The 17,877-nt window shown below is 57.7% G+C and carries 20 protein-coding genes; 13 read left to right on the top strand and 7 right to left on the bottom strand.

The genetic code is table 11. The features are described from left to right. Positions 1-122: 122 nt before the first annotated feature. The 5 genes from IPN28_12335 (at position 123) to IPN28_12315 (ending at position 3,572) form a co-directional block, all read left to right on the top strand. Positions 123-1,427: a hypothetical protein gene (locus tag IPN28_12335; protein ID QQS57025.1), complete on the top strand. Its 1,305-nt coding sequence runs from the start codon at positions 123-125 to the stop codon at positions 1,425-1,427. A gap of 138 nt (positions 1,428-1,565) precedes the next feature. Beyond that, entirely contained in the window at positions 1,566-1,943 is a 378-nt protein-coding gene (locus IPN28_12330) for an EF-hand domain-containing protein (GenBank protein QQS57024.1), read from the top strand. Between the two features lie 39 nt (positions 1,944-1,982). Next, a complete protein-coding gene (locus IPN28_12325) occupies positions 1,983-2,567 on the top strand; it encodes a sigma-70 family RNA polymerase sigma factor (protein ID QQS57023.1) in 585 nt (194 codons plus the stop codon). After that, positions 2,560-2,898: a hypothetical protein gene (locus tag IPN28_12320; GenBank protein ID QQS57022.1), complete on the top strand. Its 339-nt coding sequence runs from the start codon at positions 2,560-2,562 to the stop codon at positions 2,896-2,898. The genes IPN28_12325 and IPN28_12320 overlap by 8 nt, the downstream gene beginning before the upstream one ends. Then, positions 2,895-3,572, top strand: coding sequence for a periplasmic heavy metal sensor (locus IPN28_12315; GenBank protein QQS57021.1), 678 nt, complete (start codon positions 2,895-2,897; stop codon positions 3,570-3,572). The genes IPN28_12320 and IPN28_12315 overlap by 4 nt, the downstream gene beginning before the upstream one ends. On the opposite strand, the gene IPN28_12310 is transcribed toward IPN28_12315, so the two are convergent. From IPN28_12310 to IPN28_12280, 7 genes are all read right to left on the bottom strand, one after another. Further along, a complete protein-coding gene (locus IPN28_12310) occupies positions 3,573-3,854 on the bottom strand; it encodes an acylphosphatase (protein QQS57020.1) in 282 nt (93 codons plus the stop codon). It lies immediately after the preceding gene. Beyond that, positions 3,838-4,785, bottom strand: a complete 948-nt coding sequence (locus IPN28_12305; GenBank protein QQS57019.1) for a rhodanese-related sulfurtransferase — start codon at positions 4,783-4,785, stop codon at positions 3,838-3,840. Before IPN28_12305 ends, IPN28_12310 begins: the two co-directional genes overlap by 17 nt. A 37-nt stretch (positions 4,786-4,822) precedes the next feature. After that, positions 4,823-5,377, bottom strand: coding sequence for a hypothetical protein (locus IPN28_12300; protein QQS57018.1), 555 nt, complete (start codon positions 5,375-5,377; stop codon positions 4,823-4,825). A 229-nt stretch (positions 5,378-5,606) separates the two neighbouring features. Then, the gene (locus IPN28_12295; GenBank protein QQS57017.1) at positions 5,607-6,974 is read right to left on the bottom strand and encodes a hypothetical protein; all 1,368 of its coding nucleotides are present in this window, start codon (positions 6,972-6,974) and stop codon (positions 5,607-5,609) included. A 212-nt stretch (positions 6,975-7,186) separates the two neighbouring features. After that, positions 7,187-7,774, bottom strand: coding sequence for a TetR/AcrR family transcriptional regulator (locus tag IPN28_12290; GenBank protein ID QQS57016.1), 588 nt, complete (start codon positions 7,772-7,774; stop codon positions 7,187-7,189). Between the two features lie 244 nt (positions 7,775-8,018). After that, complete coding sequence (locus tag IPN28_12285) at positions 8,019-8,696, bottom strand: hypothetical protein (protein QQS57015.1); 678 nt, start codon at positions 8,694-8,696, stop codon at positions 8,019-8,021. 87 nt (positions 8,697-8,783) lie between these two features. Beyond that, entirely contained in the window at positions 8,784-10,052 is a 1,269-nt protein-coding gene (locus IPN28_12280; GenBank protein ID QQS57014.1) for a penicillin-binding protein activator, read from the bottom strand. 146 nt (positions 10,053-10,198) lie between these two features. Here IPN28_12280 and rsmI point away from each other — a divergent pair, with 146 nt between their 5' ends. The 8 genes from rsmI to ftsH all read left to right on the top strand — a co-directional run bounded on the left by rsmI (position 10,199) and on the right by ftsH (position 17,763). Beyond that, positions 10,199-11,041 carry a 16S rRNA (cytidine(1402)-2'-O)-methyltransferase gene (gene rsmI, locus IPN28_12275; GenBank protein QQS58630.1) on the top strand — a complete coding sequence of 281 codons (843 nt, stop codon included), beginning with the start codon at positions 10,199-10,201 and terminating at the stop codon, positions 11,039-11,041. 10 nt (positions 11,042-11,051) lie between these two features. Continuing rightward, entirely contained in the window at positions 11,052-11,423 is a 372-nt protein-coding gene (locus tag IPN28_12270) for a YraN family protein (protein QQS57013.1), read from the top strand. A gap of 86 nt (positions 11,424-11,509) precedes the next feature. Continuing rightward, positions 11,510-12,334, top strand: coding sequence for a BON domain-containing protein (locus tag IPN28_12265; protein QQS58629.1), 825 nt, complete (start codon positions 11,510-11,512; stop codon positions 12,332-12,334). Continuing rightward, a complete protein-coding gene (locus tag IPN28_12260; GenBank protein ID QQS57012.1) occupies positions 12,331-13,182 on the top strand; it encodes a transglutaminase family protein in 852 nt (283 codons plus the stop codon). Before IPN28_12265 ends, IPN28_12260 begins: the two co-directional genes overlap by 4 nt. Before the next feature lie 195 nt (positions 13,183-13,377). Beyond that, complete coding sequence (gene pal / locus IPN28_12255; GenBank protein ID QQS57011.1) at positions 13,378-13,878, top strand: peptidoglycan-associated lipoprotein Pal; 501 nt, start codon at positions 13,378-13,380, stop codon at positions 13,876-13,878. 18 nt (positions 13,879-13,896) lie between these two features. Beyond that, positions 13,897-14,757: a tol-pal system protein YbgF gene (ybgF, locus tag IPN28_12250; GenBank protein QQS57010.1), complete on the top strand. Its 861-nt coding sequence runs from the start codon at positions 13,897-13,899 to the stop codon at positions 14,755-14,757. Further along, positions 14,747-15,805: a tRNA lysidine(34) synthetase TilS gene (gene tilS, locus IPN28_12245; GenBank protein ID QQS57009.1), complete on the top strand. Its 1,059-nt coding sequence runs from the start codon at positions 14,747-14,749 to the stop codon at positions 15,803-15,805. The genes ybgF and tilS overlap by 11 nt, the downstream gene beginning before the upstream one ends. A 77-nt stretch (positions 15,806-15,882) precedes the next feature. Next, the gene (gene ftsH, locus IPN28_12240; GenBank protein ID QQS57008.1) at positions 15,883-17,763 is read left to right on the top strand and encodes an ATP-dependent zinc metalloprotease FtsH; all 1,881 of its coding nucleotides are present in this window, start codon (positions 15,883-15,885) and stop codon (positions 17,761-17,763) included. The last annotated feature ends 114 nt before the right edge of the window (positions 17,764-17,877 follow it).

The following is a 17,877-nucleotide window of genomic DNA, read 5'->3' as shown; positions in this document are numbered from 1 at the left end:
GTGTTATCTCCGTCAAAATATGATATCAGTGGATGTGGATAAAATGCCGTATTCGGGGCTGTCCGATTGACCTGTTCCTGTGTGTCTCCTACCGTTAACCCCTTGACCTGAGTAGATTTGTTATGTGCGTAGAGACGATCGTTCGATTCTCGTGGGTGCGCCCTTTTTCGTTGGGGCTTTTCGCCTGCTCTTTGTTGCTCTGCGCTTGCCAGACGACCAGCCTGTCGCCTTATCTAAAGCCCGGACAGCCTACCAATTCTGTTTCCGACAATCATGCGGCCAAGCCGCCGCCGTCCTCCGTTCTGGAGGAGGTCGCCTCGATTCTGGAGGGGCGGGGAGGAGATTCGGAGGGCGAGATTGATCCTGAGGATCTGCTGGAGGCCGAGGGCAATATGAATATGGTCGAGCAAACCGCCGATTCCTACGATCCGGCGGCCGAGCATCTGAAGGCGCGCAAGCACGTCGATACGAACCGCAAGACCAAGGTGGCGTCTTTAGCGCCGCATTTCGACCCTGACCTTGCGCCGGAGAAGGACAATAAATTCCGCGTCCTGAAAATCCAGAAGGGCGATATGAAGGAGACGAAACTGGCCTCCGCGGTTACGGTGCCGGAGCGTGTTCCCGAGCGGATTACCGAGAGCGTGATTACGTTCGATGGCCAAGGAGACCGGCTTGCTCCGCCGGAGCCGTTTGAGACCGCGTTTGCGGATGCGGGCGTGGTTATTCCCGGACGCAAGCCGCCGCGCCATGGCGGAGGTGATGTGCTTCTGGCGGCGCTGTCCGCTCCGGCGGATGTGCGGCCCGATGTGCCTGAAGCTCCGGCGCTTCTTCCTGAGCGCAAGCCGGACATTGCGGCGGCGGAGCCTGAATCCGCTCGCATTGAGGACTTGGCGGCGATCGAGCCTGCGGCGGGGTTCTCCGATTCTTTCGATGCTCCTGCGATCATTCCTTCGCGCAAGCCTCCTGTGCCGATGAAGAGTTCTGCTGCGGCGGAAACTTCTGCGCCTCTTCCGCCCCTGCGGCCCAAGACGTCGTTCATGGCCGTCAATCTGACGCCGATGAAAACGAAGGAGTCCGTTCAAGCCCCGGAGGGGCGGGGGGATGTCATCAAAATCCGCAGCGCGGAACATGAGGGAAAAACACGGGTCGTTCTGGATATCAAGGGCGATGCGCGGTTTGAGGCTAAACTCGATAACGGGCGCAAGGCGTTGCTGGTCGATCTTGAAAATGCCCAGTGGTCGGCGGGCGATCAGATGGAGCTTCATAGCCTGTCGATCGTCAGCGGGTTTACTACGGAGACGAGGGGCGGGGGGGGTACGCACCTTGTCGTGAATCTCAAGAAAGACACCAAGCTACTGCAGGCGGTTTCGTTCGGGACCAATCAGGCGGGCGTCACCCGGATTGTCATCGACCTGAAAAACGGTTAAAAAACCCTTCAATTTTAAGGCTTTGCTTTCTTTTTTACCCCCTGTATTCTGGTGTGGTTCTTTTACCTGGCCTGCGAAGGGTTTTCGGGGAGTTTGCGTAAGATTGTTAACAGTGTTTCAAACGAGAGGATTCAATCCATGAAAAAAGTACTTATGTTCAGCGCTCTGGCGTTGGTTTTATCTGCTGGTGGCGCTTTTGCCGAGAGGGGCGAAGGCGGCGGGCCGGGGCATCACAAGGGTGAGCGCCATGAGAAAAGAATGGAAAAAATGTTCGACAAGAAGGATATCGACGGCGATGGCGCGATCTCCCAGGACGAACACAATAAGGCCAGCGACGAATGGTTCAAGGAAATGGATGCCGATGGCGATGGCAAGGTGACGAAGGACGAGGCCAAGGCGCACGGCGAGGCCATGCGTAAGAAATGGCACGACCGGAAGGAAAAGGGTGACGACGCCCCGCCTGCCGAGACCGCTCCTCCTGCCGACGCTCCGGCTGATGGAGGTGCTGCCCAGTAATCTGGGCGCATTCCGGGGGGGCATCAGGACGGCGCACTTATGGCGATCAAGCCTGACGATGTAAATGACAGCGACGAGAGCCTTATGGTGCGTGTCCGCGAGGGTGACCATAAGGCTTTCGCGCAGCTTGTCGGCCGACATTCGCGGATGTTTTACGCGGCGGCCTACAGGATGTGCGGGCAACAACAGGAGGCGGAGGATATCGTGCAGGATGCCTTTATCAAGCTGTGGAAAAATCCGCAGGGCTGGGATCCGGCCAACGGGGCGAAATTCTCGACGTGGTTTTACCGGGTGGTGACCAATCAGGCGCTGGATCATCTGCGGAAACGCAAGCCGCAGGCGGAAGTGCCGGAAACATTGAGCGATAGTCGTCCCGATGCACTGGAGCAGTTGGAGGAGGGGACGCTGCAGGCCGATCTTGAGCGGGCGATCCAGGCGCTTCCCGAGCGGCAGAAGGCGGCGCTGAATTTATGTTTTTACGAGGGGCTGAGCAACAAGGAGGCCGCGGATATTCTGGGTGTTGGTGTGAAGGCTCTGGAATCCCTGCTGATGCGGGCCAAGACGACTTTAAGGGACGAGATGGCCCGCTACGGATACGAGATCAAGGATAAACGCTATGGGTGAAGAAATGGAACTCGAAGCATTACTGACACAACGCTATCTGCCGGAGATGCGGAGCCATCTGCCGGACCGGATTTTGGCGGAGGCGATGAAGCACACGCAGGCGGGACGTCGTGCTGCGGTACAAGAGTCCTCCTTCAGTTTTAAAGTCTGGTGGGCGGATTTCTGGGACGGGTTTGCGCTGCCGCAGCCCGCGCTGGTCATGAGCGTTGTTCTGCTGCTCGGGATTTTTGCCGGAACGGCGCTTGATACCGGCGTTGCGGAGAGTGAGCCGGACCAGCCTTCGTTTGACCTTGTTGTGTCCGACGGATCGGATTTGGAGGCATTTTTATGAGCAAGAAAATGAAAGTCGTCTTTACCCTGTCGGTTCTTGCGAACCTGTTGCTGGCCGGACTTGTGATCGGGCATTCCGCAAAACGTTGGGGCGGGCCTCCGCCCGCTTTGCCGTCCGCTGAGAATCTTTCAGCGGATTCTGCGGCACTGATCCGTAAGGCTTTTGAGGAGGAGCGTCCGGCTCTGCTGCCCCTGATCGAGGAAATGCGCGGAGTGAAGTCGGACCTGATGGATGCTGTGAGCGCCGAGACGTTTGATACTCAGGCGTTCGATACGGCGGCCCGGAAGATGAAAATGACGCTGGGGAAAATGACTGCCCAGCGTCTGGATATGTTCAAGAACGTTTCAGAGCAACTTCCGCAGGAGGACCGGGTGAAGTTCGCCGACAAGTTCGTGCGGTTTATTCAGGGTTACGGGAAGCTCATGTATAAGCCGATGGGTCCGGGGTTCGGGCCTCCGCCACCCGCTCACGGCCAGCCGTGGAAAGACGGGTTTCACAAAAAGCCATCTGAGTCCCCTTCCGGCGATCTTAAGCCCGAAGATGCGGCCAAGCCCGAAGGGTATGAGGACGATTTCGGTTATGTCGTGTTCCCGAACGGGGATATTGATCTCGATGGGGATCTGGTGCCGGATTATTCGTTCGGAGAGGCGCCTGAGCTTCCGGTGAAGCCGTGATCAGGCGTTTTCGCGCTGCTCGAATCTGGTGAGAAGTTCGTCGAGTCCTTCGGAGACGCTGATGGTTTCCACCTTCGAGGCTTTCGGTCCATCGTAGCAGCTTGCAATCAGTTTGCGGACCGCCTCGTCATCGCCGGTGACGACCGCCTCGACGCTGCTGTCCTCGCGGTTTCTGACCCATCCGGTCAGGTCCATTTCCGTGGCCGTCTGAACCATCCATGCCCGGTAGCCGACACCCTGAACGCGGCCAAAAATTTTAAGCCGTTTAGTGACTCTCGCCATGATCCTGCCGTTCTCCGTTCCGTTCTCCGTTCCGTTCTCCGTGAAAGCGTGAATTGAAATAGCTCTGGCGTTCGCGCAGGCTTTTCGCGCGGTCATCGGTCAGTTTGGCGATGCAATGGGGGCAGGAGACGCCCTTTTCGTAAGATTTGCTTTCCTTATCCTGTGCGGTGAGCGGTTCGCGGCAGCCGTGGCAGACGTCCCAGCCGCCCTGATCGAGTCCGTGGACGACGGAGACGCGCTTGTCGAAGACGAAACATTCGCCCTCCCACAGGCTTTGCTCGGCGGGGATCGTTTCGAGGTATTTGAGGATGCCGCCCTTAAGGTGGTAGACGTTCTCGAACCCGTGGGCGAGCATATAGGCGCTGGCTTTCTCGCAGCGGATGCCGCCGGTGCAAAACATGGCGATTTTCTTGTGCTTCTTCGGGTCGAGGTTTTTTTCGACCCAGTCGGGGAATTGGGTGAAGACTTCGATGTCCGGGTCGATAGCGTTTTTGAAAATGCCGACCTTCGTTTCGTAATCGTTGCGGGTGTCGAGGACTATGACTTCGGGGTCGGTGATCAGGGCGTTCCAGTCCTGTGCACTTACATATTCGCCGACCTGTCTGTTCGGGTCGGCCTCGGGGCGTTTGAAGGTAATGATTTCCTTTTTCGGGCGGACCTTGAAGCGGTTGAAGGGGGCGCCGTGGCAGGAGGAGTATTTGACCTCGCCTTGCAGGATGCCGAGTTTTTCATCGAGAAAGGAAACCATGCGGTCGAGGGCTTCCGGCTTTGCGCCGATCGTGCCGTTAATACCTTCGGGTGCGAGGAGGAGTGTGCCGCACATCCCTTCACATTGTTCGCCTAAGGCCTGGATTTCCCCGCGCAGGGCCGTGATGTCCGTGACGGGCACGAAGCGGTAAAGAGCGGCGATTTTATATAAGTTTTCCGTCATGCAGCAATTTTATAAGGCATGGGGCGGGAAAATGCAATCAGGCGGGGGTCCAGCGTGTTTGTGTGCCAAGTACCCTGTTCGGGCGCAGATATTCGTCAAGGATGCCGTTAATCGTCTGCAGTTCTACGCGGGCTGTTGCTCCTGATGGATCCAGACCACCCTCGACAAAATCCACAAGGGTTACACGAATATTCTCGGGCCATCCTGATATTATGTAATTATCAAGACCTTCGGGGTCGCCGTGAAAAAATCCATTTTCCCCGAGTTTATCGAATATTGCAGCGATTTGTGATTTTATTGATCTCAGCTGTTCCCGGGTCAGGGTGTCGTCCATCAACATATTGCCCAGAGGCTCTCCGTGGATGCGTCTGAATTGCATATAGCAACGACCACCATCGCGTCCGGCATCAAGAACCTGCTGAATCTGAAGGCCTTGGATTTCTTTTGCCTTGCTCAGGAGATGGAATTCGCGCATCAGATCGGCGTTTGAATCGCTGTCGCCTCTGGTAATCTTGTATACTGTGTCGTCCGGGCCTTCGTGGACTGCCCCGGTTCCGCCGCCACTTATTCTTTTTCCAAGCTGAATTGCCATGTCCCGCAATCTTTTTCTATTTTCAATATTATAGAGTGCGTGGACGGGTTTTGCCAAGAATTTCGATCAGAAGCCGGATATCCGCTATCAGTGCGCTGTTTTTTGGCCAGGCGAGCCCGATCTGGTGAGCAGGGACGGGGCTGAGATTGCGGCGGCGTGAGTTCAGTATTGTCATACCCTCTTTTGAAACGGCCCGGTTCGGGGCCGTTTTTTTACGGGCGTATGCGGGCTATCGAGGTTTGGCGTTGCCGGTTATCGTCATTCCTGGCAGTTCGACGGTTTGTCCCTGCGGAGTGCTAGTCGGAGTGGCTGGCTGTGGGTAGATTTCTCCGGCGATGACGGCGGAGATTTCGGCGGCGGCTTCCTTGGCGGTGCGTTCGAGATATTGTGTGCGGTATGCGTCACCATCGGGGATGTAATTAAAATTATTGAGGACGATCAGGTTGGTATGGCGGAAAGCGGGGTGGGCGGGGTCCATCTGGCCGTTGACCAGTCTATCGCCGTATATATTGTCAACGGCGTGACGCATTTCCTCGTTTACCACGTTCAGGTAGCTTTCTGCTATTTCCTGCGGGGTGTCGTGAGGATTGCGGAGCATCAATTCGGGGTAAAGGGTTGTGCGGATAAAGACATAATCCTCATCCTTTACACCGATGACGCCGCCCGCCTGACCGATAATGTCGTTTTCCAGCATCTGGTCGATTGTGGCATAGGTGGAGTGGATGTTTTCGCCCCGCGCCAATTCCGGCGTATCGTAAACCCGGGCGTAGATGGCGCCCATTCTCTGGGTCATGGAGTCGCGCAAGGCGTGCTGGGCGAGGAGATCCCTTTCACTCGTCGAATCAAGAAGGGGACGCAGGCGTGCGATATCGGCCATCAGATCCTTGTCTGCCCGGACCGCCTTAATGACGGTGTCGCGTTTTTCGCCCTCCCAGGCGACGAACTCCTCGTCCTGCTCGACTTCTCCGAGAATCCGTTCCGAAACGAGTTCGTGCATATATTCAGGCGAGGAGCCTTCCAAATCCCGGAACATTTGCGGGTGCTCGGTTCGCAGGCGCTCGCGGTTGATGTTCAGCATGGTCAAGGCGGTGGCCATAACGATGCGGGGTTCCGTGTCTGCGTATTTCCAGTCGGCGGTCTCGCCGTCTCTGGTTTTTTGGACTACCTCAACGGCATCCGCCAGGGTCATCTTGCCCAGGTGGGGGTTGTTGGCGATCAGGCGGGCGAGAAGTTCGTTGCGTGAACGCGTTTCGTTCTCGGGTTCATAGAATCCTTTCGGGGCGTCGGATTTTCCCTGAAGCGTTTTGATGATCTCTTCCTCGGCGCTTAGGGTGCGAAGGACCGGTCTTTGCCGGCCTCTGTCCGGTTCTCCTGCTGTTTCCTCAATGCCGGAGCTGTCATTAAAACGGTTCTTGAGCTTCTGATCCAAAGATTTTTCGAGCTGGACAATGCGGCGTATAAATTCCTGTTCCCCAAGGTTCCCCTGCTGGAATGAGGTCCGGGCAGCCCGCATATCGTCCAGAATTTTCCTGAAGCTTCCGGCTCTTGCGGTTTCGGGTTGTGTTTGCGCGGTTTCTGGTTGCTGCGGATCGGGCATATCCTTGTCCTATGCCGAATGATCCGCGCATGGCGGATGGGTTTTGTCATTATTGTTCAAGGAGCTTCCCATATCTCACACCCTAGCGGGCCGACTTGCCGCCATTCATTTTTTCATAATTTTAGCAGGGAGCCCTAGGAAATGCAAACCCGTTGGGCTTTGACAGAGCCATCAGGATTTCATCTTGTTTTACAATAACTTGCCGACCTAAATCAGCGCAGGATGTACTGAATCGCCTCGCGGGGGTAGGCGTTGCGGAAATCGTCGTTCAAATCCCGCGGGTGGGCCATGAGGCGGAAGAAGATCGGGCCGCAGAGAAGGTCTACCACCAGGCTTTCCTCAAGATCGTCGCGGAACTCACCGCTTATCTGGCCTTCGTGCAAGCTGTATTTGATGGCGTCCATCAGGGGTTCGAGCAGGTTGTCGTTGAAGATTTTCTGGGATTCGGCGTCGGCCTGCGCCTCGCTGAAGAGCTGGGCGATGGTCTGGCCATTCTGGCTGTCGAGCAGGCGGATGAGCTTGTCGAGCTGCATGATGATGGCTTCGGCGTGGCTGCTGGCGGTCGGCAGGGGGGTCTGCATTCCCGGCTGGCTGGCGAGAGCGTCCATGACCACGGCGGTCTTGTTCGGCCACCAGCGGTAGATGGTGGTCTTGCCGACCTTTGCCTTTTTGGCGATGGACTCTATGCTCAGTTCCTGAACCGATGTCTGAAGAAGAAGCTTATTCGTGGCGTTCAGGATCGCTTTGCGCGATTTCTCGCTGCGGGGGCGTCCCTTACGCGCCGTGCCAGAACTTTCCATTTTTTCCTCCACACAGAACTCCCCGGACTGCCGGAGATGTGCCCTAACAATGAAAACTTATCGTTGCGTATAGACGATTACATTGTCCGATTCTTCGCTGCGGCGCAAGAGGCGAATCAAAAATTTTCGCTGCGCTGATGTCCGAATGCAGAATCTTTAGACAGGTTGTTATAAAAGCTTTCTTTTTCACAGTTGGGGAGCGTGAAGACGAAGAAAAATTTTTGATACGGACAATGCGGATGTGTTATTTGCCGAGACCGGGCGGTCTGTTCATGCCCATATCTCCCCCTGCCCAGCCGCGGGTGAGGTCCGATTGAAGCTCCGGGCCTTTGGGCATGGGCAGCGCTCCCTGCATAATTCCGCCGGAGGGATCCTCCATCGTGACCTGCATTTTGCCGTTGCCGAGGGATTCGATCAGGACGTGCTGGCCGTTCTTTTCCAGAACCACGGCGCCGTCGCTGCCTTGAGTCAGGGACGCGGTCATCCGCCCGTTGATTTCCCTGCCGGCGATGGACGGCAAATTTTGCTGTATTTCCTGAACGCGCTCGTGGAAACGGGCGATCTGCGGGTCGGATGTAATGAGTTGCATCCCGCTGCGGGTGCCGCCCAACACTTGTGCGCTCATGCCCGACATCTCCACCGCGACGTCGCCAAAGGTCTTATGGTTTTCCACAATTACGTGGCCCCGGTATTCCTCCAGCACCATTTTGCCGTCGATCGCGCCGGGGGGTTTGCCCTGCGAGTCGCCCGCCAGCATCCGGTAGAGACGGTCCATGGCGTCAAAGGCGCTTTCGGCTTTTTCAGGGGTGGTGCTTCTGGGAGCGGTCGGAGAGCCGCCGCTTGCGGCGACGGTCTGGGGTTGAGCGGCCTTGGGGCCAGCCTGCGCCCGGTCGATCTCATCGAAGATATTATCCTTGCCCATTAATTTCTTAACCCCAAGATACAGGCTTGTTTGTTAGCAGTGCTTATTATCCCCGATTCTGGCCCCGAAAGTCAAATTACGTTGTTTTTATTGGGTCCTGGCCTGAAACGTCTTCGGCGCAGGGTCGATTTCGACAATCGCGCCGTTGCGGTATTCGAGAACGGCGAGACCGCGTTCGGCGATGCCGTCCTTACGGAAGCGGAAGATGCCGTCGACGCCGGAGAAGCCGTTGGGATTCATGAGAGCGGTGCGGGAGAAGTCCACCTGTCCGTTTTTCTGGAGGCTCATGCGCGAGAGTGTTGCGGCGAGAGCCGTTGCGTCATAGGCCAGAGAGGCGAGGCGCGGCGGGGTGGTGCCATAATAGCGGTGGAAGCGGTTTTCAAACTCGGCGCGCATCTGCGGAGGAGGGGCGGCGAACCATGCCCCGGCCAGACCCGGATCGCGGGCCAGTTTATTATCATCCAGCAGGCCTGTTCCCAAACGGCGGACCTGAGCGGGTGGCAGCTGGTAGTGGTTCAGGAAGCTGCCGATCGAGCGGGCGAGGCCACCGCCCGCGGGAATCAGCACGGCGTCGAAGGGGGCGCCCATGCTGTTGTTCATCGACTGGCGTTTGTCGTAATCGCTGAAATTGCGAACGAGGACGGAAAGGTCGGCGGCCTGAGGGGAGAATCTTTCCAGTCGTGTGCCGCTGATGCCTGTCTGTTTCGCCGTTTGTTCGTAGGCGTTGACCACGGCGTTGCCGTAGTTGTCGTCCGGGGCGAGGACGCCGAAGCGTTTCACGCCGTTGCCCTGTGCGAACCTCACGACGCGTTGGACCTGATCGAAGGGCAGGAAGCCGATGAGGTAAGTTTGCGGGTTGGTCAATGTCCAGTCGGTCGAGAAAGCGACCATGTTGACGTTCGTGCCGGAAATCGCGGACTGGGCGCCGCGCACGGAGTCGGCGAAGACGGGACCGAGGATGATCTGGGCGCCCTCCTGAACGGCTTCGGTCGCGGCGGCGCGTCCGCCATCGTATGTTTCACCCGTATCTTTGGGGATGACTTCGAAATTGGTGTGGCCGAGGTCGAAGAGAGCCATCTGAGAGGATTTCAGCATTGCCTCGCCCAGCGCGGCGTTCTTGCCGCTCAAAGGCAGGAGAATGGCCACCTTGACCTGCGGCAGGTTGTCTCCGGCCAGTCCGCCGTCCATGGCGTTTGGATCGGAATGCGCCGCGTTGACGCCGCCCTGTTTATAGGGCTGGTTGGCGTGCATTCCGCCGCCGCACCCTTGCAAGAGGAGCGCGAATCCCGCAAGAAGGATGAGGGAGAATATGTTGTTGGGGCGGGATTGAGATTTATTTGGACGTCTGACGATCATGGCTCGTAATTGTCTTTATGTTGGAGTCGGTTATGCGCGTTTGTCCCTACACTACATAAAAAGAGATTGAAAAACCACTGTCTGAAAGAGAGAAATTTTTGAAAAAGAAACCCGATTCTTCGCAAAGAGAGTCCGCGCTTGAGTCAATATCTCTTAAAGCAGGACTTTATCTTGTGGCGACACCGATCGGAAATCTCGGGGATATTACGCTGCGGGCGCTGGAGGTTTTGCGGGGGTGCGATACGATTTTATGCGAGGATACGCGGGTGACGCGTAAATTGCTTGATGCCTATGATCTCCGCACCAAGACCTTGTCCTATCACGATCACAGCGACGATACGAAACGGGGGAGAATTCTTGATCTGCTCAAGGAGGGACAAAGCCTTGCGCTGGTGAGCGATGCAGGGATGCCGCTGATCTCCGATCCGGGGTACAAGCTGGTGCAGGCGTGTCTGGATGCCGGGATTGCCGTGACAAGCTTGCCGGGGGCGAATGCGCCGCTGGCGGCGTTGCAGCTTTCGGGGCTGCCGAGCGACCGTTTCTGTTTTCTGGGTTTTCTTCCCGTTAAGGCCGGAGCGCGGAAGCATATGCTGGAAGACTGGGCGGAGGTGGAGGCGACGCTGATCTTTTTCGAGACCGCGCCGCGTCTGCTGGCCAGTTTGAAAACAATGCAGGAGGTGTTCGGGGGGCGCAGCCTTGCCGTCGTGCGGGAGATTACCAAGCTGTTCGAGGAGGTCCGGCGGGGTTCTGCGGCGGAGCTGCTTGTCTATTATGAGGCGGAAGGCAAGCCGCGGGGGGAAATCGTGCTGCTTGTCGGGCCTCCGGAGAAGGCCGGGGTAAAGAAACTTGGGGATAAGGAGATCGAAAAGCGGCTGCGGGGACTCCTTGAACGAATGAAGACGAAGGAGGCCGCGTATATTATTGCTGAAGAGGCCGGAATTCCGCGCAAGGAGGCTTACGATCTCGCGGTGCGGCTGACCAAGGAATAAGGGGACTTGATTGTCCGATGCCAAGAAAAAGGAGAGCAATCACGAGCGCGGGGTGTGGGCGGAGCACCGGGCGGCGCTGTATCTTTCGTTGCGCGGGTATACGATTATCGCCAAACGGTATAAAACCAAGTTCGGGGAAATTGACCTGATTGCCAGCAAGAGCGGCGTTCTGATCATCGCGGAAGTCAAAGCGCGGAAGAGGCTGGAAGACGCGCTGGAATCAGTGAATGTGAAGACGCAGCGGCGGATTGCCAACGCGACCCTGTGTTTTCTGGCCGAGCATCCGGCCTTTGCTGAACACGCGATCAGGTTCGATGTCATCGCCATTGAGAATCTTGTGCGGATCGTGCATCTGGACAATGCGTGGGAGGCGGGGCCATAATATGGCTATTCGAATCAGTCAGGGTACTTTTTTCTCAGTTAGCTATTTTTCTTATAGCGCTTGTTCCACCTTAGACACCATATGGGATTGAGATCATGAAAACGTCCGTGTTTACGCTTCTGACCTGCTCACTTTTTTTGTCCTCCTGTGCGCTGGGCGCTGCGGCGGGCGTCGGGACCGTCGTCGGCGTGGCGGCGGTGCAGGAAGGCGGGCTGGAACGCGCCGGAAGCGATGCGTGGATTCAAGCGCAGATCAACGATCTGTGGCTGCGGCAGGATCTGGAGATGTTCCGCAAGCTGGATATCACGGTCAATCAAGGCCGCGTTCTGCTGACGGGCGTGGTGCAGAATCCCGAGCACCGGGTGGAGGCCGTGCGGCTGGCGTGGCAGCCTTCGGGCGTCAAGAGCGTGATCAACGAGATCAAGGTGGCCGACAGCGACGGCATCATGGGTTATGCCAAGGATACGTGGATCACCACGAAGCTGCGGAGCATCCTGCTCGCGGACCGGGAGATCGAATCCCTTAATTATTCCATCGATACGGTGCAGGGCACGGTCTATCTGATGGGCTTCGCGCAGGACCAGCAGGAGCTGGATCGGGCGATCGGCAAGGCGCGGACGGTTTCGGGCGTCAAGCACGTCGTGAGCTATGTGAAGCTGGCCGGGGCACCGGAAGGGCCGGATAATCTGCCGCCGAGCTATGGGCAGGGCGCACAGTATCAGGACAATGCGCGGCCGGGATATAACGATGCGGGCTATGGCGCGACGGTCTATAACGATTCCGGCTATAATGACTCCGGAGCCGGATATGAATCCGGCACGCAGGAACAAACCTCGCAAGGCGGGGCCGGGGTGCCGTCCGTTGCCGACGGGGAGCCGATCAACTGGAGCCAGAAAAGCATCTATGAATGACTTTTGACGCGACCCGTCACCTGTCTGAAACATCGAAACTGCCCGATGAACAGGTCGATCTGGCTGTGACCGCCATCGCGCTGGCCGCGCCGGAGGCGAAGGGATTTTCGGTTGATCGTTATCTCAATCATCTTAAGAAACTGGGGAAGGATGTCACAGAGCGTTATGCGGCGCTGGTGGAGGCCGGAAGCCCGGATGATTGCGCGGTGCGGCTGGCGGCGCTCAAGCACGTTCTGTGTGACAAGCACGCCTATACGGGGGATTTCGAGGACAGCAATCCCGACAACGCCTCTCTCGTGCGGACGATCGACCGGGGGAAGGGGGCGCCGATCTGCCTTGCGGTACTTTATTCCCATGCGGCGCGGGCGCAGGGCTGGGAGGTCGCGGGGCTGGATGTGCCGGGGCTGTTCGTCTGCCGGATCGAATATGGGGGGCAGCGGATGATGTTCGATCCCTCGGATCACTGCCGGGTTCTGGAAGCGGCGGATTTACGGGCGATCGTGAAATCGGCGCTGGGGAAGACCGCAGAGCTTTCGGCCAGTTATTTCGAGCCTGTGGGCAATCTTGAGTGGCTCATCAAGATGCAGAATATCGTGAAATTGCGGCAGATCGACGCGGCGGATTATGCGGCGGCGCTGGAAACCGTCGAGCGGATGCGGCTGCTGGACCCGCAGGAGTTCCGGCTGCTGCTCGATGCCGGGGTTTTGTATGCCAAGACGCACAAGACCGCGCAAGCCATTGCGGCGCTTGAGGATTATATTGCCAAGGCCGCGAAACCCCGTGACCGTCAGGATGCCGCGCTGTTGTTGCAGAAGCTGAAGGAGGAGATGGACGGGAAGGCGAAATAATTCTTGAAAACCTTCTGTCCGCGCAACGAAGTCTTGAAAGCGTCTGAAGAAGCTAATATGACTATGCTGTCGCCCCGTTACGAATCGAACAAAGGGTATCCGTTCGTCAGCCCGTATTAAGGTCTGGACGGCGCAGGGCAAGTTGAATATGACACTCGATGAATTCACAGGCTGAGTCAGAAGGAGACACCGAACATGAAAAGCCGTTATTTACTGGTATTTAGTGCAATGCTGGCGCTCAGCGCCTGTAGCAAGGACAAGACTGACGGGGCGGCGGATGCCGGGACCGGGCAGGACATGGTGTTTCAGGATTCCGGTATGAATGCCGGCGCTCCGGTCCCCGGTTCGGAAGAGGACTTTATGGTGAATGCCGGAGACCGCGTGTTCTTCGACCTTGACAGCGTTGACCTGCGTCCCGAGGCGCGCTCCACGCTTGAGAATCAGGCCCGCTGGCTACAGCAATATTCCAACTTGAATGTCACGATCGAAGGCCATGCCGACGAGCGCGGCACCCGCGAATACAACCTCGCGCTGGGTGAGCGCCGGGCCAATACGGTCAAAAATTACCTTGTGGCGCTGGGCATTGACGGTGCGCGGATCAACACGATCAGCTATGGGAAGGAACGCCCGGATCAGGTCGGTTCGGATGACTCCTCCTGGGCGCGCAACCGACGCGGCGTAACGGATATCCAGTAACCTTCAGGGGTTTAAACGATGATCCAAAGACGGATTTATAAAGCTGTTCTTTGTACGGCGGCGGCTCTCGTGTTTCTTGCGACCGGGCCGCTTCCGGCGTTTTCGCAGTCTTCTGCGGCCACCGAGGTGCGGCTGCAGGAGATGGAGCAGGAAATCCGCCGCTTGACCGGGATGGTGGAGGAGCAGTCCTATGAAATCCGCAGTCTGCGCGATCAACTCGACCAGATGACTGTGCGGGTGCGGGAGCTTGAAGGGGGCGGGGGTGTGGCGTCTTCCTCCGCGTCTTCTTCGGGGTCGAGCTACGGCGGGGAGCCGCGCACGGGGAATGGCTATGATTATGGCGATTCCGGGGAACCGATGGAGTCGACCTCCATGGTGAAGCCGGGGAAGGAGCCGCGGTCATCATCGTTTGAATATGTGCCGCCGGAGAATCTGCGGAATGACGACGGGGGCGAAGCCTCTTCGTCCTCTGCCGGGTCTGCGCCCTTGCCTTCGGATACGCCGCTGGCGGCTTATGAAAGCGCGTTCGGCCTCATGAAGAAGAGCGATTTCGAGGGGGCGGAAATCCAGTTCGCCAATTTCCTCAAGACCTATCCCGACAGCGATCTCGCGCCCAATGCGAAGTACTGGTACGGCGAGACGTTCTATGTGCGCGGGGAACACGAGAAAGCCTCCAAGGTTTTCGCCGAAGCGTATCAGGACAACCCCAAGGGCGGGAAGGCTGCTGACAATCTGCTCAAGCTCGGGCTTTCGCTGGCCGGATTGAAGCGCAAGGACGATGCCTGCATTGCCTTGCTGCAACTGGAGAAGGATTTCTCCAACACGTCGGGGCCGATCATCCGCCGTGCCAAGCAGGAAATGACCAAACTTGGCTGCTGATCCCAAGCCTATCAGTTTGACCGAATTTACCGATCTTATGCGCTTTTCGTTCGGGGAGGATTTTCCCGCCGATGAGTCTTTGGCCGTCGGCGTTTCCGGCGGGCCGGACAGTATGGCGCTGTGCTTTCTTTTGTCTTTATGGGCGCAGCAGGCGAAAAGGAAGACCCTCATTCATGCCCTCACGGTCGATCACGGGTTAAGGACGGACTCCGATGCCGAGGCGAAGCAGGTCGGGCGGTGGCTGAAGGGGTTCAAGGGTGTGGGGCATAAAATCCTGACGTGGAGGCCGGACAAGGCCGTCACGTCGCGGGTGCAGGAGCGGGCACGGGAAGCGCGTTATGCGCTGATGGCTTCTTATATGAAGGATTACGGGCTTTCACGGCTTTTTCTCGCGCATCATCTGGACGATCAGGCGGAGACGGTCTTGTTCCGGCTTTCGCGGGGGACGGGGCTGGATGGGCTGTCGGGTATGGCGGCGGAGCAGGCGTTTGCGGACGGGCTGGTTTTGTGCCGGCCCCTCTTGAGTATCCCCAAGGAGCGGCTGGTGCAAACGTGCGAGGCGAACGGGGTGAAGTTTATCGACGACCCCTCTAACCGTTCCGCGCAATTTGCGCGGGTGCGGATGCGCGGTTCGATGGATGCTCTGGAGGCGGAAGGGCTGACGGCGGAGCGGCTGGGGGTGACGGCCAAGCGGTTAGGACGAGCGCGTAAGGCTTTGGATCAGCTTGCTGAAGGGGCATTTTACCGCGGAGTTATATCAAAGGAAACGAGTCGGATCGTTTTTTCACTGCAGGTTTTGCACGATGTGCCGGAGGAGATCGGGCTTCGGGTTCTGCTGCGGATGATTGCTGCTCTTTCTCCGCCCGATCCCTATGGGCCGCGTCTGGAGCGGGTGGAGGGGCTTTTTTGCGATCTGATGAAACCGCAGCCGTTCCGCAAGCGAACTCTTCATGGGATCGTCTTCGAACGGGTCGACCGGGAAGGGGGTTTGCGGCTCGAAATTGAGGGTTTACGAAAAGCCAAAGCGAAAAAAAGCCGCAAAAAATGAGGATTTCTTTAGGAATATTGTGTTAATGTGTGACGATGCGCGTCGGATAATTTTTTCAATCAACTGATGGATTTGATATGAACCGTAATCTTGTTGTGTGGCTTGGCGTCGGGCTTCTGGTGCTGTTTTTGATCTCCCTTGCCCAGCAAACCCAGGATCCCGCTCTGCGCGGAGCGCGGGAGCTTGCCTACAGCGATTTCATCGCGCAGGCGAAGGAAGGCCGGATCAAGGAGATTGTCGTCAAGGGCAATCAGGTCACCGGGCAGTTCATGGATTCGCCCGAGAGTTTCTTTACGTTGATCCCCTATGATGAAAATATTATGGAGCGTGTTATTGACTACCCTGTAAAGGTCAATGTCAAGCCGATCGAGCAGCAGGGGTTTTTCGCGCAGCTGATTATCGCCCTGCTGCCCGCGGTTCTGATCATCGGGGTGTGGGTGATGTTCATGCGGCAGATGCACGGGCGCGGCGGCGGCGGCGCGATGGGGTTCGGGAAATCCCGGGCGCGGATGCTGACCGAGCGGCAGGGGCGTGTGACTTTCGATGATGTTGCGGGGATTGACGAGGCCAAGGACGAGTTGCAGGAAATCGTGGAATTCCTTAAAGACCCGCAGAAGTTCCAGCGGCTGGGCGGCAAGATTCCTAAAGGCGCTTTGCTGGTGGGTTCTCCGGGTACGGGTAAGACGCTGATCGCCCGCGCCGTCGCCGGTGAGGCGGGTGTGCCGTTCTTTACCATCTCCGGCTCGGATTTCGTGGAGATGTTCGTGGGCGTCGGCGCCAGCCGGGTGCGCGATATGTTCGAACAGGGCAAGAAAAACGCTCCGTGCATTATCTTTATTGACGAGATTGACGCGGTCGGCCGTCACCGCGGCGCCGGATATGGCGGCGGGAATGACGAGCGCGAACAGACGCTCAATCAGTTGCTGGTGGAGATGGACGGGTTCGAGACCTCGGAAGGGGTGATCATTCTGGCGGCCACAAACCGGCCGGATGTGCTGGACCCCGCATTGCTGCGGCCCGGACGATTCGACCGACAGATCAACGTGCCGCTGCCGGATGTGAAGGGGCGCGAAAAGATTCTCAAGGTTCATATGAAAAAGGTTCCGCTGTCCAATAACGTGGATGCGGCGGTGATTGCCCGCGGGACGCCCGGATTTTCCGGCGCCGAGCTGGCGAATATCGTCAATGAGGCGGCGCTGATGGCGGCGCGCAAGAACAGGCGCGTGGTCACGATGGAAGATTTCGAATCCGCGAAGGACAAGGTCATGATGGGCGCCGAGCGACGCTCCATGGCCATGAGCCAGGAAGAGAAGAAGCTGACCGCCTATCATGAGGCGGGACACGCGCTGGTGACGCTGCACGAGCCGGAATCCGATCCGATCCATAAGGCGACCATCGTTCCCCGCGGGCGGGCTTTGGGGATGGTCATGCGGCTGCCCGAGGGTGACCGTTACAGCTATTCGATTGCCAAGATGAAGGCCAATCTGTCCGTCGGGATGGGCGGGCGCGTGGCCGAAGAGATCATTTTCGGCAAGGATCATGTGACCAGCGGCGCGTCGGGCGATATCAAGCAGGTGACACGACTCGCGCGGGCGATGGTGACGGAATGGGGATTCAGCGAGAGCGTCGGCATGATCGATTACGGCGACGACGAGGCGGATTACCGGCAGAAGAGAATCTCCAGCCAGACCACCAAGGAAATTGAAAAGGAAGTGCAGCGTCTGATCAACGAAGGTTATGAAAAGGCCAAGCAGGTCATCACCGAGAATATCGACGATCTGCACACCATCGCCAAGGCGCTGCTGGAGTATGAACTGCTCTCCGGCGACGAGATCAAGGGTCTTTTACGCGGGGAGGCGATTATCCGTGACGAACCTACGGATTCCCTGCCGCCCCCAACGCGCCCTTCTGTCCCGACCAGCGGCGGGGTTGCGGGCGGGAAGCCGCAGGAAGCTTAGTCTCAGGGGTTGTGTATTTTTTGCATAATCAGGTCGGCTTGTTGTAGTATACTTGCAGCAGGCGAGTGTCTGTGGGGGATTGGGTGTGCTTTGTTTCTGCGCCAAAAAGTTTTA

Source organism: Alphaproteobacteria bacterium (assembly GCA_016699735.1).
Taxonomy (GTDB): Bacteria; Pseudomonadota; Alphaproteobacteria; order Micavibrionales; family Micavibrionaceae; genus JAGNKE01.
This window is presented reverse-complemented; position numbering and strand designations above follow the sequence as displayed.